The sequence below is a fragment of the Sphingopyxis sp. OAS728 genome (assembly GCF_014873485.1).
Classification (GTDB): Bacteria; Pseudomonadota; Alphaproteobacteria; order Sphingomonadales; family Sphingomonadaceae; genus Sphingopyxis.
Map to the genome: position 1 here is coordinate 836464 of NZ_JADBDT010000001.1, position 15840 is coordinate 852303.

At 66.5% G+C, this 15840-nt stretch carries 10 protein-coding genes; 2 read left to right on the forward strand and 8 right to left on the reverse strand.

The features are described from left to right. The first annotated feature begins 231 nt into the window (after nt 1–231). Nucleotides 232–2385: a type I secretion system permease/ATPase gene (locus GGC65_RS04030; protein ID WP_318780115.1), complete on the forward strand. Its 2154-nt coding sequence runs from the start codon at nt 232–234 to the stop codon at nt 2383–2385. Further along, nucleotides 2382–3776: an HlyD family type I secretion periplasmic adaptor subunit gene (locus tag GGC65_RS04035; protein WP_192645982.1), complete on the forward strand. Its 1395-nt coding sequence runs from the start codon at nt 2382–2384 to the stop codon at nt 3774–3776. The genes GGC65_RS04030 and GGC65_RS04035 overlap by 4 nt, the downstream gene beginning before the upstream one ends. A gap of 36 nt (nt 3777–3812) precedes the next feature. Here GGC65_RS04035 and GGC65_RS04040 read toward each other — a convergent pair whose 3' ends face one another. The 8 genes from GGC65_RS04040 to GGC65_RS04075 form a co-directional block, all read right to left on the reverse strand. Further along, nucleotides 3813–3986: a DUF1328 family protein gene (locus tag GGC65_RS04040; protein ID WP_192645983.1), complete on the reverse strand. Its 174-nt coding sequence runs from the start codon at nt 3984–3986 to the stop codon at nt 3813–3815. A 161-nt stretch (nt 3987–4147) separates the two neighbouring features. After that, a complete protein-coding gene (locus GGC65_RS04045) occupies nt 4148–6673 on the reverse strand; it encodes a beta-glucosidase (protein ID WP_192645984.1) in 2526 nt (841 codons plus the stop codon). Beyond that, nucleotides 6673–7008 carry a hypothetical protein gene (locus GGC65_RS04050; protein WP_225940666.1) on the reverse strand — a complete coding sequence of 112 codons (336 nt, stop codon included), beginning with the start codon at nt 7006–7008 and terminating at the stop codon, nt 6673–6675. Before GGC65_RS04050 ends, GGC65_RS04045 begins: the two co-directional genes overlap by 1 nt. Continuing rightward, nucleotides 7005–8681, reverse strand: a complete 1677-nt coding sequence (locus GGC65_RS04055; protein ID WP_192645985.1) for an AMP-binding protein — start codon at nt 8679–8681, stop codon at nt 7005–7007. Before GGC65_RS04055 ends, GGC65_RS04050 begins: the two co-directional genes overlap by 4 nt. Then, entirely contained in the window at nt 8678–10276 is a 1599-nt protein-coding gene (locus GGC65_RS04060) for a tannase/feruloyl esterase family alpha/beta hydrolase (protein ID WP_192645986.1), read from the reverse strand. The genes GGC65_RS04055 and GGC65_RS04060 overlap by 4 nt, the downstream gene beginning before the upstream one ends. After that, entirely contained in the window at nt 10273–11121 is an 849-nt protein-coding gene (locus GGC65_RS04065) for an alpha/beta hydrolase (RefSeq protein WP_225940667.1), read from the reverse strand. Before GGC65_RS04065 ends, GGC65_RS04060 begins: the two co-directional genes overlap by 4 nt. A 14-nt stretch (nt 11122–11135) precedes the next feature. After that, nucleotides 11136–12599, reverse strand: coding sequence for a carboxylesterase/lipase family protein (locus GGC65_RS04070; protein ID WP_192645988.1), 1464 nt, complete (start codon nt 12597–12599; stop codon nt 11136–11138). Continuing rightward, the gene (locus GGC65_RS04075; protein WP_192645989.1) at nt 12596–15823 is read right to left on the reverse strand and encodes an alpha-L-rhamnosidase; all 3228 of its coding nucleotides are present in this window, start codon (nt 15821–15823) and stop codon (nt 12596–12598) included. The genes GGC65_RS04070 and GGC65_RS04075 overlap by 4 nt, the downstream gene beginning before the upstream one ends. Nucleotides 15824–15840 lie beyond the last annotated feature (17 nt).

Below are 15840 nucleotides of genomic sequence, written 5' to 3' on the forward strand. Positions count from 1 at the left end.
CCGTCATAAGCCTGAAAACATACCCCCCACTCGACCAGACAGCCCGCGACACCAGCCGGGTCAACCATATGCTGCACCTGCGAAAGCCGAGTTGCCCCTTTGCTCCGACGACTGGAGCGGGGGCGCCTTCGCTCTCCAGCCTTGGGCGGCTACCAAGATTCGTGCCGGACGGTTCATGTTGCCGCACCCCGCAGATTGTCCACGCCCCAAGAATCCGATCGGAGACGCACCGTGCAGCAGGATCTGTCCCTCGGGACGTCGGAGCCGCCCGCGGACACCGCGCTCGCCGCCTTCGCGCAGATCCTCGCGATGCACCGCATTCTCGCGGATCCGGTCGAACTGCGCCACAGCCTCGGCCATTCGGACCCCGTCACGTCATCCGACCTTGTGCGCCTGGCAAAGCGAATCGAAGGCGTCCGCGCGCGCGCCACGACCGCCGATTTCGAACGATTGCGGCGTCTCCCGATGCCGGTGATGGCCGGCGGCGCCGAGGGCTGGTTCGTGATCGGCCGCGTCGGCGAGGATGCCGTCGCGGTCCAGCGCCCCGGTGCCGAGATCGAGCGCTGGGAGCGTGCCGCGCTGGAGGCCCGCTGGTCGGGCGAACTGCTTCTCATTACCACCCGCGATACCGCGCAGGTCGCCGCGCCCGCCTTTGACATGACGTGGTTCGTTCCCCAGATCGTCAAATATCGGAAGCTGATCGGCGAGGTGCTGCTGATCACCCTCGCGCTCAATCTTCTCGGCCTCGCCGCGCCGCTCTTTTTCCAGAATGTCGTCGACAAGGTGCTGGCGCACAACAGCTTCGCCACGCTTCAGGTGCTCGCCATCGGGCTCGTGGCCGTCTCGCTCTGGGAAGTCGCCTTCGGCTGGCTGCGCACCCGGCTCTATTCGGAAACGAGCCAGAAACTGGACGTCGAGCTCGGCAGCCGCCTTTTCCGCCACCTGCTCCGCCTGCCGCTCGCCTATTTCGAGAACCGCCGCGTCGGCGACACCGTCACCCGGGTGCGCGAGCTGGAAACGGTGCGCGAATTCATGACCAATGCCTCGCTCACGGTCCTGATCGATCCGCTGTTCACGATCGTCTTCATGATCGCGATGTGGCTCTATTCGCCTTTGCTCTTCGTCATCGTCGCGCTCACCCTTCCCGCCTATGTGATCGTTTCGCTCGTCGTGACCGGCCCCCTGCGCCGCCGGCTCGACGAGAAATTCGCGCGCGGCGCCGCGAACAACGCGCTGCTCGTCGAGAGCGTTTCGGGCATGCAGACGCTCAAGGCAGCCGCGGTCGAGCCGCAATGGCAGGACCGCTGGGAACGCCAGCTCGCCGCATATAGCGCCGCCAGCCAGCGCGTGATCAACCTCGGCAATTCGGGCAGCCAGGCGGTCCAGCTCATCTCGAAGCTCAGCCTCGCCGCAATCTTGTTCTTCGGCGCGCAACAGGTGATCGCCGGCGCGCTGACGATCGGCGGACTCGTGGCGTTCAACATGTTCGCCCAGCGCGTGTCGGGCCCGGTCATCCGCATGGCGCAGCTCTGGCAGGACTTTCAGCAGGTCCGCCTCTCGGTCGCGCGGATGGGCGACATCCTCAACACGGGCGCCGAGCCCGGCGTGGGATCGCGCACCGCCTTGCCCGCGCTGGCCGGTCATATCCGTTTCGAGAGCGTCCGCTTCCGCTATTCTGCCGAAGGCCCGTGGACGCTCGACGACATCGACATCGACCTGCCCGCCGGTGCGACGCTTGGGATCGCCGGCGCCTCGGGATCGGGCAAATCGACCCTCACCAAATTGCTCCAGCGCCTCTATCTGCCCGCAAGTGGCCGCGTGCTGATCGACGGCGTCGACATCGCCCAGATCGACCCCGCCTGGCTGCGTCGCCAGATCGGGGTGGTTTTGCAGGAGAATATCCTGTTCAACCGCTCGATCCGCGACAATATCGCGCTCGCCGATCCTGTCACGCCGATCGAGCGGGTGATGACCGCCGCGCGCCTCGCCGGCGCGCATGATTTTATCCTCGAGCTGCCGCGGGGCTATGACACGATCGTCGAGGAACGCGGCGTCAACTTCTCCGGCGGGCAGCGGCAGCGGCTCGCCATCGCGCGCGCGCTGATCACCAATCCGCGCATCCTGATCCTCGACGAGGCCACCTCGGCGCTCGATGCCGAGAGCGAGGAGATCGTCCAGCGCAATTTGAAAGCGATTGCGGCGGGCCGCACCGTGCTGATCATCGCGCACCGCCTCTCGGCAATCCGCCAGTGCGACCGCATCCTGACGCTCGACAAGGGGCGCATCGTCGAAAGCGGCACGCATGACGAGCTGCTCCACCTCGGCGGCCGTTATGCCGCGCTCCATCAGCGCCAGATCGGCGTTCAGGCGGGGGCCGCGGCATGAACGCGATCACCCGCCACTGGACCGCCGTTCGCGACGCGCTCGACAATGAGCGGGCACGGTCGCGCGGTGCGTTACGCGTCGAGGAGGCCGATTTCCTTCCCGCCGCGCTCGAAGTGGTCGAGCGCCCCGTGTCGCCGACCGCGCGGGTCACGGCCTGGGCGTTGCTAGGTCTGCTCGCGGTCACGCTGCTCTGGCTGGCGTTTGGACGCGTCGATGTTGTCGCCTCGGCACCGGGAAAGCTGGTGCCCGCCGACGACGTCAAGCTGATCCAGCCCGGCGCGGGCGGGATCGTCCACGCCATATTGGTGCGCGACGGTCAGCGCGTCCGCGCCGGCCAGCCGCTGGTCGAACTCGATCCCACCGTCTCGGACGCCGACGCCGCGCAAGCGGGAATGGCGCTGGAGACGGCGATGCTCGACGCCGCGCGGCTCCGCGCCATCTTGTCCGCGCTCGACGGCGGGGGTCTCAGCTTCAATCCGCCCGCCGGAACCACGGCCGACGTTGCCGCCACCCAGCTCGCGCTCGCCCGCGCCCAGCTCGCCGAGATCAGGGCGGGTAGCCAGACGCGCGCCGCCGACACCCAATCCGCCCGCGCTGCGCGCGCCGAGGCGGAAATTCAGGCTGCCAAGCTCGATGAAACCCTCCCCTTGCTCGACGAGCAGATCGCCGCCAACGAGAAATTGCTCGAGAAGGGTTATGTTTCCAAGCTGCGTGTGATCGAGATGCGCCGCCAGCGTCTCGTCGCGGCGCGCGACCGCGACGCCGCGCTCGCCACCGCCCGCCAGGCACAGGCGCAGATCGCGGTGGCGGGCGGCAACTCGAGCCAGTCCATCGCCGAGGCGCGCGCCCGCATCCTCGCCGACCTCGCAAAAGCCGAGAGCGACGCGCGGCTGCGTCAGGAAGAGCTGACCAAGGCGACGAAGCGCAGCAGTCTACAGCGCCTCGTCAGCCCCGTCGACGGCACCGTCACGCAGCTCGCCGTCCACACCGTCGGCGGCGTGGTCGAGGCAGCGAAGCCGATCATGATCATCGTGCCGACGCGCGGGAAGCTGGTCGCCGAAGTGACGATCGACAACAAGGATGTCGGCTTTGTCCGCGCGGGCCAGCCGGTCGCGCTCAAGGTCGAGGCCTTTCCCTTCACGCACTACGGCGCGGTGCCGGGAAGGCTCGAGCAGATCAGTTCGGACGCTGTTCAGGACGAAAAGCGCGGGCTCGTCTACACCGCGCGGGTGGCGCTCGATCGTGCGACGATCCAGCGCGATGGCAGCGCGATCCCACTGACCCCGGGCATGGCGGTGACTGCCGACATCAGGACCGGCCGCCGTTCGCTCGCCTCCTATCTGCTGAGCCCGATCGACGAGATGCGCACGACAGCCGCGCGGGAGCGCTAACTATCTCCCGCGCGGCCTTCGCAAGTTGAGGATGGATCAGGGTAGCGTGCGGCGCCCGCCCCTGCCGAACAGAAAGCCGACAACGACGAGGATCACCGCCAAAACAAGCAGAATCTTGGCGAAGTCCGCCGAAAGTCCGGCAATGCCGCCAAAGCCGAGCAGCGCCGCGACAAGCGCGACGACCGCGAAAATGATGGCCCATCTGAACATGATATTCTCCTTACCCGGCGCACGCCTCCTCTCGCTCCCGCGCGTAGTCGCGGAAGCGGCGGAGGCTCCGCCACATCATCCTGTCTGGATATGCGGTTAACGCCGTTTCAGGGTGAAAGTTCCTGCGATGGTCAGGCGCCGGGCCGGCGTCACGCGCGCCATCAATCGAAAACCTCGACCTCGCGGGCTTCACGGATATCGGCCGATGAAGATCCCACAAGAATGCGGTAGCGCCCTGATACGACCTTCCACTGTCCCGCGGCAGCGTCAAACTGCGAAAATGCCCGCGGATCGAGCGTAACGGTGACGGTCCGGCGGGCTTTCGGCGCGAGTTCGACCTTTGCGAAACCGCGCAGCGCTATCGGTGGCTCGCCGGCGGCTGGCGCGACGGGCGCGACGTAGATCTGCACCACCTCCTTGCCGGCACGCTTGCCGTCGTTGCGCAGCGTCAGGCGTACGGGCACCGCATCGCCAGCCTTGATCCGCGCCGGCGCCGACAGGCCCGAAAATGTAAAGCTCGTGTAGCTGAGCCCATGGCCGAATGCGAAGAGCGGCTTGACGCCCTTCGCGACATAGCCGCGATACCCGACGAGCAGCCCTTCAGAATAAGGCGTCTTGGCGCCCTTGAGGTTGATAGCATCATCCTCGGTCCGGACCGGGAAAGTGACGGGCAGCTTGCCCGACGGGTTGACCTTGCCGGTAAGCACATTGGCGAGCGCCGCCGCGCCGCCCTCGCCCGGCAGCCACATATCGACGATCGCAGGTGCCTTGTCGGACCAGGGCATCGTCATTGCGGCCCCCGCGTTGACGACGACCGCGGTCTTCGGATTGGCGGCAATGATCGCCTCGACAAGCTTGTTCTGGTCGCCCGGTAGATCGAGCGACGCGCGGTCATAGCCTTCGCCTTCGGTCGTCGAGGAAGAACCCACGAATACCACTGCTGCATCGGCGCCGCGCGCCGCCGCAACCGCCGCTTCGAACGACGGCAGCGGTTCGCGGATGCCGAAGCTCAAATATTCATAAGGGGTCTGGCCGGTGACATAGTCGATGCGGATCGGATAGCTGCGCCCGGCTTCGAGCTGGACCGAGACCGTCCGGCGCGGGATCGGGAAGCCGAGCACGTCGCGGATATCGGGCTTCGACGCGCTTTCCTTGCTGAGCACGGTCTTGCCGTCGAGGGTGATCGTCGCATTGCCGGTGCCGCGCGTGCTGAATTCATAGGTCCCGCTCTTGTCGGGCCAGAACAGCCCTTCCCAGCGAAACGCCGCATAGCCGGTGACCTGCGGCCCTGCGATATTGCCGCTGATCCGCTTGAGGAAGCTCGTCGCGGTTTCGCGCTTGACCGGCTCGCCGCTCATATCGGCGTTGGCGTAATAGGTTGCCGCGAGGCCGGTGACGCTGCGGTCCTGCCCCGGACTGAACAGCTTGGGGTTCGCCCCCGGCGGCGTTTCTTCATTGTCGACGCCGCGGGCGTAATCGATCTTCACCCCCGGCAGCGCCGCCTTGAGCGCCGCGAGCGGTGTGCTCGTCTCGAACGGCACCACCGCCGAGCTCCCGCCGCCCTGGATGCGCACGACATCGGCGTTCGGACCGATCACCGCGAGCGACTTGATCGACGAGGGAAGCGGCAGGACGCCGCTGTTTTTGAGCAGGACGATCGCCTCCTCGGCGGCGCTTTGCGCGAGCGCGGCGTTACGCGGGGTTTGTTCGGCCACGGGGCGGGCGACGCCGCGTTCGATCGCACCGCTGCGCACGATCAACCGCACCATGCGGCGCGCATTGTCGTCGAGCTGCGCGGTCGTGACCTTGCCCTCGTCGACCGCTTTCCTGAGCTTCGGCCCGAAATGGTTCGGCGGTCCGGGCATTTCGAGGTCCATGCCGGCGTTGACGGTTGTGGCGGTCGAATGGACCGCACCCCAGTCGGACACGACAATGCCCTTATAGCCCCATTCGCCCTTGAGCAGGTCGGTGAGCAGCCAGCGATTCTCGGCCGCATGGGTACCGTTGATCTTGTTGTACGACGCCATCACCGACCAGGGATCGCCCTGTTTGATCACCGTCTCGAACGCCGGGAGATAGATTTCGCGCAGCGTCCGCGGATCGACGACCGAGTCGACGATGAAGCGATTGGTTTCCTGATTGTTCGCGGCGAAATGCTTGAGCGAGACGCCGATGCCCGCGCCCTGCGCACCCTTCACATAGCCGAGCCCGATCTGGCCCGCCAAATAGGGGTCTTCGGAATAGGTTTCGAAATTGCGGCCCCAGCGCGGGGTGCGCACGATATTGACCGTCGGAGCGAGCAGCACGTCCGCGCCGTGCGCGAGCGTTTCCTTGCCGATCGCCGCGCCGACCTTTGCCGTGAGGTCGGGGTTCCAGGTCGCCGCCATCGCGACGCCGACCGGAAAGACCGTGGCGGGCTTGCCGTCGGGCGAGCGCACGCCGGTCGGCCCGTCGGTCATGCGGATCGAGGGGATACCGAGCCGCGGAATCGGGTTCAGCGTCATCGAGCTTTCGCCAGCGAGCAGCAGGATCTTCTCGTCGAGCGTCAGCCGCATCATCAGATCGTCGACGCGCGCCTCGAGCGGCGCCGATTTATCCTTGTAGACCATATCCTGCGCCTGTGCGCCGGACAGCGCCACCGTGGAGGACAGCAATGTTGCCGCCAGATAGGCTGCCCGGCTCTTCATCACTTGATCTCCGCCAGATCCTTGGCCGCCGCGGCCAGCATCTCGTCGGTGATCTTGCCGTTCGAATAGGGCTGGAGCTGCGTCAGGCTGATTGCCTTGAACATCTCATATTCGGGCAGCGCGATCATGCCGGGGAAATGCTTTTCGATCACCGCCTTGCCCTTTTCGTCGGCGACGATGTCCTGCAGCGGGGTGTCGAGATTGAACTTCGCATCGCTCGCGGGCGCAGTAGGCGCCGGGGCGGGTGCGGCGGGAGCCGGTGCCGGCGCAGCGGCGCCTTGGGCGAATGCGGGGGCGGCAGCCATCAGCGCCGCAATAAATATCGCAGTTTTCATTTTACTTCTTCCTTTTGAAGATCGGCGACCATCGCTTCTCTGATCAGATATTTCTGGACTTTCCCTGTCACCGTGGTGGGGAACTCACCGACGATACGCACGTAACGCGGGACTTTATAGTGGGCGATCTGGCCGCGGCAGAACTCGCGAATATCGTCGGCGCTCGCCTCCGCGCCGGGCTTCAAACGCACCCAAGCGCACAGCTCTTCGCCCATGCGCTCATCGGGGATGCCGACCACCGCGACATCTTCGACCGCGGGATGGCGATAGAGATAATCTTCGACCTCGCGCGGATAGATATTCTCGCCGCCGCGGATCACCATGTCCTTCAGGCGGCCGACGATATTGCCGTAACCTTCCGTGTCGATTGTTGCGAGGTCGCCCGAATGCATCCAGCCGTCGGCGTCGATCGAATCCGCGGTGCGTTCGGGCTCGTCCCAGTAACCGATCATCACCGAATAGCCGCGCGTGCAGAGTTCGCCGGGTTCGCCCGAGGCGACGATGTTGCCATCGGTGTCGACGATCTTGCATTCGAGGTGCGGCTGGACGCGGCCGATCGAACCGACGCGGCGCTCGAAGGGATCGTCGGGCGCGGTCTGGAAGCTTACCGGGCTGGTTTCGGTCATCCCGTAGGCGATCGTTACGTCGCGCATGTTGAGCCGCTCGACGACCTGCCGCATCAGCGGCTCGGGGCATATCGCCCCCGCCATGCAGCCGGTGCGGAGCGACGACATATCGAACTTGTCGAAATCGGGATGCGCGAGCACCGCAATGAACATCGTCGGCACACCATAGAGCGCCGTGCAGCGTTCGGCCTCGACCGCGCGCAGCACCGCTTCGGGATCGAAACCCTCCGACGGATAGACCATCGCCGCGCCATGGGTGATGCTGGCCAGATTGCCCATCACCATGCCGAAGCAATGATAGAGCGGCACCGGGATGCAGATGCGGTCGCCCTCGCCCAGCCCCTGCGTGCGGCCGACGAAATAGCCGTTGTTGAGGATGTTGCGATGGCTGAGCGTCGCGCCCTTCGGCAGGCCGGTGGTACCGCTGGTGAACTGGATGTTGATCGCGTCGTCCGGATCGAGCGTCGGCCCGATCGCCGCGAGGCGCTGGCGGTCGGCATCGGTAGCGAGCGCAACCGCGTCGTTGAAGCGCAACCAGCCGGGCCGCGCATCCGTGCCGATCAGGATCAGCGAGCGCAGCGTCGGCAGACGCGCGGCGTGAAGCTGTCCGGGCGTGCTCGGTACGATCTCGGGCGCGAGTTCCTCGATCATCGCCGGATAGTCGCTCGTCTTGAAACTGCGCGCGGCGACGAGCGCGGACAAGCCCACCTTGTTGATCGTATATTCGACCTCGGACAGACGATAGGCGGGGTTGATCGTGACGAGGATCAGCCCGGCGCGCGCCGCCGCGAACTGGGTCAGTGTCCATTCGACGCAATTGGGCGCCCATATGCCGATCCGGTCGCCGGAGTTCAGCCCGAGCGCAAGCAATCCCGCAGCGAAAGCATCGGACCGTTCGAGCAGCTCGGCGGAATTCCACCTGATACCCTGCCCCACCGACACCAGCGCGTCCTGGTCGCCCCAGCGTTCGGCGGCAAGCGCGAGCGCGTGGCCGATCGTGTGCTCGATCAGCGGCGGTTCGGTCGCCCCTTTCACATGGCTCGTCATTTTCCGGGTGCCTCGCACGCGAAGCTCGCGGCTTCATCGGTCGAACCCTTACCGTCCCACTTCGCGACCTTCGGGAACGCGCAGAGCGGCCGCGTCCGTCCGGCCTTTGCTGGAAGGCCGATATAGGCGAACAGATCGTTGTCGAACTTGGTCGCGACGATGCGTTCGGGCGCGGGCCCGCCCTGCCGCCAGCCGTCGAGCGCGGTCAGCGGATCGAAATTGTTCGGTCCCGGTCCCGCAAGGCAGTGCGACATGCCCGGCACCATGAACAGGCGAACCGAAGTCGCGGCGGCCTTCGGGTTCGCGGCGACCAGACGCTCGTAATAATCGACGGTGTTCTGCGCCGGAATGCCGGCGTCGTTCCAGCCGTGATAGAGGATCAGCTTGCCGCCGCGCTTGTAGAAGGCGCGGAGGTCGGTGCTGTCGGCATCGAGATCGCCGCCGACGCGCGCCTTCGCCAGCTCATAGTCGCGATCGAGGTTGAAGTCGGAGAGCTGCCAGTCGGGATTGGCGTGGACGAAATAGCGGAAGAAGGCGGTGCCGAACTTCACATGCTGCGACGCCTTGCCGGTCAGCCACTGCGACCAGGTGCCTGCCTCGGCCTCGGCGCCGGGTGCGAAACCGGGGTAGAAGCTCTTGCCGTCTGCACTCTTCGGACCTTCGTAGAACAGCTTTGCGGTCGCAACTTCGCCGGGCGTCAGGCAATCGGCGCCCTCACCGCCCTTGCATGCGAGCTTGGCGGGGTCGAAATGGCACGCACGCGGATCGTCGATCACGCCGTCCTTCACCCCATCGAGTGCGTCGCACGCCCCTAGCGATGCCGCCTGAAGCAATTTCAGCTTCGCCATCGAGAGGTCGGCGCCGGGCTTGTTCGCGGCGACGGCATTGTTCGCAAAGGCGCTCGCCATGCGCGTCCACGGCATCGCCGGGGCGCCCGCGATGATCGCGTCATAGTCCGCAGGGTAACGCTGCGCGAGCGTCAGCGCCTGCCGCCCGCCGTCCGAGCAGCCGTGGAAATAGCTCGCCGCGAGCGGGTTTTCATAAAAAGCCGCGATCACCTGTTTCGCGGTCTCGGCGCCGACATGATTGGCGCGCCAGCCATAGTCGCGGATCTTCTCGGGCGCGTTCAGTGCCCAGCTTGCGTCGACATCGGCTTCGCTGAAATGCCCCATGTCGGTGCCGACCGCGGCATAGCCCTTTTGCACCGCGCCGCGCATCAGCAGCGACGGAAGCAGCATGTTCGCGCCGAAGCCGCCATTGCCCGCGCCGAGCAGCTTGCCGTTCCAGCCCGCACGCTCGGGCAGCCACACCTCGACCTTGATCGACGATCCGGGCACGGGCGAGAGCGTGGCTTGCACGCGGCAGAATGCGGCGGGAGCCGGCAGGCCGGGTTTGCCCGCCTCGAGATTGACCATCGCACCGCCCGCGAGCGAGGTCGCGGCGTCGACCTTGCCGTCCTTGAGCGCCAAGCCGGTCAGCGCCTCGCAGCTGCCGATTTTTTGCACGGCGGGCGTCGGCGCGGGTGCCGGCTCGTTCGCGGTACAGCCCGCGAGCAGCGATCCGCTGGCGAGGAGGAGGAACGATGCGGTCCTCATTTGCCGACCAGTCCCTGACCGCGCATCCACGTCGCCATCGCGTCGGTCCATGCGTCGCTTGGTTTGCCGCTCTTCTTCATGCCGAAACCATGGCCTCCGCTCTCGTAAGTTACGATCGTGCTGCTTGCGCCCGCCGCCTTCCACGCTGCGGCGAGGCGGACGCTGTCGTCATAGGCGAGCTTGTCGTCCTTCGCGGCCGCGACGAACAGCGGCGGCGCCTTCTTCGGCACCGCGACCGTATCGGGGAGCAGGCCGGGATAGATGGCGATCGCGAAATCGGGACGGCTCGCGGGCTTGTTCGCCGCCAGCGTCCATACCGTCACCGCGCCGCCCGCCGAAAAGCCCATCAGGCCGACGCGGTTCGATTTGATGCCGTAACGGGCCGCGTTCTTGCGCACCCACTTCACCGCATTCTCGCCGTCGGCGGTCGCGAGCGGGCGCAGCGGTTCGACGGCGGCGCGCAACGAGGGAAGATTGGAGAGGTAGCGCATCATCTGGAGCGGAAAATCCGCGCCGGTTTCGAGCAGCCGATATTTGAGCACGAAGGCAGTGACGCCCTGGCTGTTCAGCCACTTCGCGACCGCCTCGCCCTCATTGTCGATCGACAGCATATGAAAGCCGCCGCCGGGCGCGACGATCACCGCGGTGCCGTTGGGCTTGTCGGCGACATATGGGGTCAGCGTCGCGTCGGATACATTGCGCACGATCGTCCCGAATGCCCCGGTCTCGCGCACTTCCTTCGAGGTTGCGGGCACCGGGTCGGACGACAGGCGGATCACCTCCCACGCACAGGCTGGGATCGCAACGATGGCGAGTGCGCCGGCGATGACGGCAGAGAGGCGCATAGTCATGGCTTTCATCATTTTCCGTTCCGTGCGGCGGCGATGGCAGTGAGCGCGGGCGTGCTTGCCGGCTTCATTGCGGTTGCTGCGATTTCCATCGACAGAAGCTGCGGCGCAGCGGGATCGAGCCGGCTCCATGCGGGCAGTCCGCTGCCGTTCGGATCGCCGGTTTTCGCGAAATTGGTCCAATAGTCGCCGATCTGCTTCGCCGCTGCGCGGTCGGATACCGTCGCATCGGCGGGCAGATTGCCGAACTGGAACGAGACATCCGACGCGTGCACCGCGCCAACGTCGGGTTTGCGCTGCGCCTCGGCGACATAGCCGAAACGATAGAGGAAGGTCGGCGCCCCGGCGCGCGCCTGCAACAGGCCGAAGGCGAGCGCCGGTTCGGCGAACATCGCATCGCCGCCGAGCCGGCGGTTTGCTTCGTCTTCGCTTGCGTAGGCCGCCTTCACCGTCGCGGCGGCCGCACCCAGCGACTTTTCGACCGGGCCATTGACCATCGCGCGGAACGGTGCCGGGATGAAGCCGAGTTCGTCGTCATTGCTGCCGATGATATAGGGAATGCGCGCCTGCTTGCCCTCGGCAAAGATCGTCTCCGCGCCCACGGGAACGATCGTCCCGTCGGTCATCGGCCCCGAATAGCGGTCCTCTTCCTTGCTCATCAGCGCGACGCTCCCAAGCACCTTGTCGGCAGGCAGCGCACGCAGCGCCGCCACATCGGCGGCGTCTGCACGGGTCGCGAACACCTGCCCCTTCGCCTGTGCGTCGGCCAGCGTCGGCCAATCGTCGCGGCCGCCGCCCGAGGCGACGATCGCGCGCACGAACAGGCCCTTTGCGGCCGGCGATGCCATCAGCCGCGACACCGATTCCCCACCGGCGCTCTCGCCAAAGATCGTGACCTTCGCCGGATCGCCGCCGAAGGATGCGATGTTGCGCTGAACCCATTTGAGCGCGGCGATCTGGTCCATCAGGCCCCAGTTGCCGCCCTGCCCCAATGCCGGGTGCGCAAAGAAGCCGAAGCGGCCGAGGCGGTAGTTGAAACTGACGATGACGACGTCGCGCTTGGCCAGCAGGGCGCCGTCCGTTTCGGGCAGCGTGCCCGATCCGCCGACGAAACCGCCACCATGGATCCAGACCATCACCGGCAGCTTCGCGCCCTTGACGGGCTTCGGCGTCCAGACGTTGAGCGTCAGGCAATCCTCGCTCATCGCCCGCGATCCGGGCTGTATGCCCGGTAGCGGATTTTGCATGCAGTCGGGGCCGTAAGCGGTTGCGTCGCGCGGCGTAGTCCACGGGCCAACGGGCGCGGGTGCGCTCCAGCGCAGGGCGCCGACCGGGGGCGCAGCGAAAGGAACGCCCTTGAACGACGCCACGCCATCGGCCGTCGCCGCGGCCACGGCGCCGCTGTCGATGGTAACCTGCTGCGCCGCGACCGGCGAAGCCAGCAGCGCCGCCGAAACCAATATGCTGCGGATCATTGCGTGCCTCCGGTGGTGAAGATGAAACGGCCGGGGCCGGTACGGTATACGGAATACCCCTTGTCCTGACGCAACAGCGCAGCACCCGTCGGCGGGACCGTGGCGCCAAAGCGTGTCGGCACCCAGATTTCGCCCGTCGTGTTCGCCGGCACCTCGGCGGTCAGCGTCAGCCTGCCCCCCTCGACCTTCCAGCCCGAGAAAGCGCGGCCGTGGACGCTGTCTATCGCTGCCTCGGCGCTCGCGAGGCCGTCGGGGATTGCTGGTTTGACCAGCACCAGCTTGTACCCCGGCGCACCGGGGCGAAGGCCCGCGAGACGCTGACGCATCCAGTCGGCGATCGAGGCGAAATAATGATGGTCGCGCGAGCGGCTATTGAGGCTCCAGGTTTCGAACATCGTCGAATGGCCATTCTTGATCCACCAGCCCCAACTCGGCTCGTCGGTGCGCGTCGCGACGCGGTATGCGAGGCTGGCGTGGCCGTAATCGCTGAGGATTTCGAGCAGGTAACGCGCGCCATAGACGCCGGTGCGCAGCCCCTGTTTATCGACGTCGCGTGCGATGGTGTCGGCGACGCCCTGTTCGCGGCCCGGCGGCACCATGCCGAACGCGAGCGGCAGGATATTCTGCACCTGCGTGGCGGGACCGGCTACACCCTTTATATCGACGGTCCGGTACCAGCCATTCGCCGCATCCCAATAGCGCGCATTATAGGCTGCGCGGATATCGTCCGCGAGCTTGCCATAGCGCGCTGCATCATCCGCCTTGCCGACGATCGCCGACGATTTGGCGAGCAGGTCGGCCTGATGGAAGAAATAGGCCGTAGTCACCGCGTCGATCCCGCCGCCACGCGCATTGCTGTAATCCATGCCGCCGGCCGACGCCCATTCGGAGAGCCCGGCCGACCGTTTGAAATCGGGCGCCTTGATAAAGGTCGCGGTATAATCGACGAGCCGCCGCTGCATGTCCTGATTGTCGGCGAGGATGCGCGTGTCGCCGGTCGTCGTGTAAAGCTCCCACGGCAGGATCATCACCGCGGCATCCCACGGCGTCGTCGGGCCCCAGATCACATTCCAGCCGGGCGTATTCTCGTAACCGTAGAAAGGCGTCGTCGGCGCAATCTCGGGCACCTCGCCCTTCTCCGACTGCGCATCGCGGAAATCGGCGAGCCATTTGGTCCAGACGCGCGCGATGTCGAGGCTGCGCGCCGCGGCACCCGCCGACGCCTGCGCATCGCCGCTCCAGCCGTTCTTTTCATAGGTCGGCGTATCGGTCTGGAAACCGTGGAGATTGTTGAGGATAGACGCGATCGCGGCAAAATCGATCTGGTTCAGTAGCGGATCGGCGCTGGTGAAGCTGCCCGTCCGTGCGACTGCCGAATGGACGACGCGCGCGGTAAGCGCGTCGGCGGGCGGCGCGCCCGGAAAGCCGTCGACCTGCACATAACGAAAGCCGCGATAGCCGAAGCGCGGCTCCCATTGCTCCACACCCTTGCCTGCGACCGTGTAACGATCCGTCTGGAGCTGCGCGTCGATCAGACCCGCGGCGGGCACGACCTTGCCGTCGTCGGCGATGCGCTCGCTCGCGACCATCGAAACCGTGACGCCGCGCGGCCCGCTGAGCTTCAACACCGGCCAGCCCGCGACGATGCGGCCAAAGTCATAGACATGGACGCCGGGGGCGACCTCTTTCACCGCGACGGGCATGATATTCTCGACCGGTTCGATCGCTTCGGAATTGGCGGCGACAAGCTGGCCCGTCGGGCCGGCGACGACCGGCGCCGCCTGCCATTTGCGATCGCGGAAACCTGCGCGGTCCCATCCCGCTGGCACCAGCCGTGCGTCGAAGCGTTCGCCGCGATGGACCGAGTCATTCAGCGTCGGGCCCGAAATGGTTCGCCAACTGCCGTCGGTCGCAACGGTGTCGCGCGTGCCGTCGGTGTAGGTGATTTCGAGCTGCGCCTTGAGCGCGGGCTCGGCGTGCCAGGGCGCGGCATGGAAATACCATTCATTGGGGTCGGTCAGCCCGTACCAGCCGCGACCCAGCTCGGCACCGATCACATTCTCGCCGCGACGCAGCAGCGCGGTCACGTCCTGCGTGTAAGCGAGCACGCGCTTGTCGTAGGCGGTATAGCCGACGCCGAGCGGAGAGCCGACGATAGCGCCGTTAATCGACAGGCGCGGCATGCCTGCCCCGGCGTAATAGAGGCGCGCGCTTGCGACCGACTTGCCAAGACGGAAGGCACGGCGAACGAGCGGCGCGGGTGCCTCGATGGGCAGCACAAGGTCGACGCCCGGAACGCCGCTGGCGACCACCAGCCCGTCCTTGCCGACGCTGCCGCCCGTGAAGGGGTTGTCGCCGCCCGCGAAGTCGAACGCGACCGCGGGGCTTTGCGTGCCGGATACGCGAACCGAGTGGACGATCGCCGCCGCGGCTTCCTTGCCCGCAAAGCCGATCGTGCCATGCTTGTGCGCGTCATTGTCGACCGTCGCAACGATGGCGCCATCGATGCGCGTGACGATCTGCCCGCCTTCGGCGCGGATCGACAGCGCGATGCGCCGACCCTTGATCGGCACGGGCAATTTGACCTGCCCCAGCCGCTCCATCTTGATCGCCGAACTCGTGCCGCCCGGATAGCGGCGTATCGTCTGGATCAGTTCGGGTCCGTTCTTGCCGTCGGCGAGCGTCCAGACATAGGCGTCGCCATAGGTCTTGCCGTTGGGCAGCGCGCGGAACAGTATGTCGACGGCCTTGCCCGTGAGCGTCAGCTCGGCATCGAGCGTCAGGTCGTCCCAGTCATGGTCGCGGCGCACGGGCCCCGAAATCCATTTGGCCTGCCAGTCGGATGCCGCGAGCAGGCCGGTTTCCCACCAGCCGGGCGCGCTCCAACCGGTGGCCTTGCCGTCGGCGTCCCATACCTGCACCTGCCACCAATAGCGCTGGCGCGATGCGAGGGCTGGCCCGGCATAGGCGATCTGGACATTGTCCGCCGACGCGACCTTTCCGCTGTCCCAGAGCGGCGCGCGCTCGAGATCGGCTTCGGAGGTGGCGACGCGGACGCGATATGCGCTCTGCCGCGCCACGGGCGAGCGCCAGGCAAGCCGCGGCGCCGCCGTGTCGAGGCCCAGCGGCGCCACGGCATATTCGGTCCTGAGCTCTGCCGGGGCCGGATCGGCCGCCCATGCAGGCGCGTTTGCCATGCCGACGGCCGCGAGCGCACCCAGCAACAGGCCTCGCAAGCTTC

Coding starts and splice junctions, on each gene's coding strand:
- GGC65_RS04035 (WP_192645982.1), top strand. CDS start 2,382: ATGAACGCGATCACCCGCCACTGGACCGCCGTTCGCGACGCGCTCGAC.
- GGC65_RS04040 (WP_192645983.1), bottom strand. CDS start 3,986: ATGTTCAGATGGGCCATCATTTTCGCGGTCGTCGCGCTTGTCGCGGCG.
- GGC65_RS04045 (WP_192645984.1), bottom strand. CDS start 6,673: ATGAAGAGCCGGGCAGCCTATCTGGCGGCAACATTGCTGTCCTCCACG.
- GGC65_RS04050 (WP_225940666.1), bottom strand. CDS start 7,008: ATGAAAACTGCGATATTTATTGCGGCGCTGATGGCTGCCGCCCCCGCA.
- GGC65_RS04055 (WP_192645985.1), bottom strand. CDS start 8,681: ATGACGAGCCATGTGAAAGGGGCGACCGAACCGCCGCTGATCGAGCAC.
- GGC65_RS04060 (WP_192645986.1), bottom strand. CDS start 10,276: ATGAGGACCGCATCGTTCCTCCTCCTCGCCAGCGGATCGCTGCTCGCG.
- GGC65_RS04065 (WP_225940667.1), bottom strand. CDS start 11,121: ATGCGCCTCTCTGCCGTCATCGCCGGCGCACTCGCCATCGTTGCGATC.
- GGC65_RS04070 (WP_192645988.1), bottom strand. CDS start 12,599: ATGATCCGCAGCATATTGGTTTCGGCGGCGCTGCTGGCTTCGCCGGTC.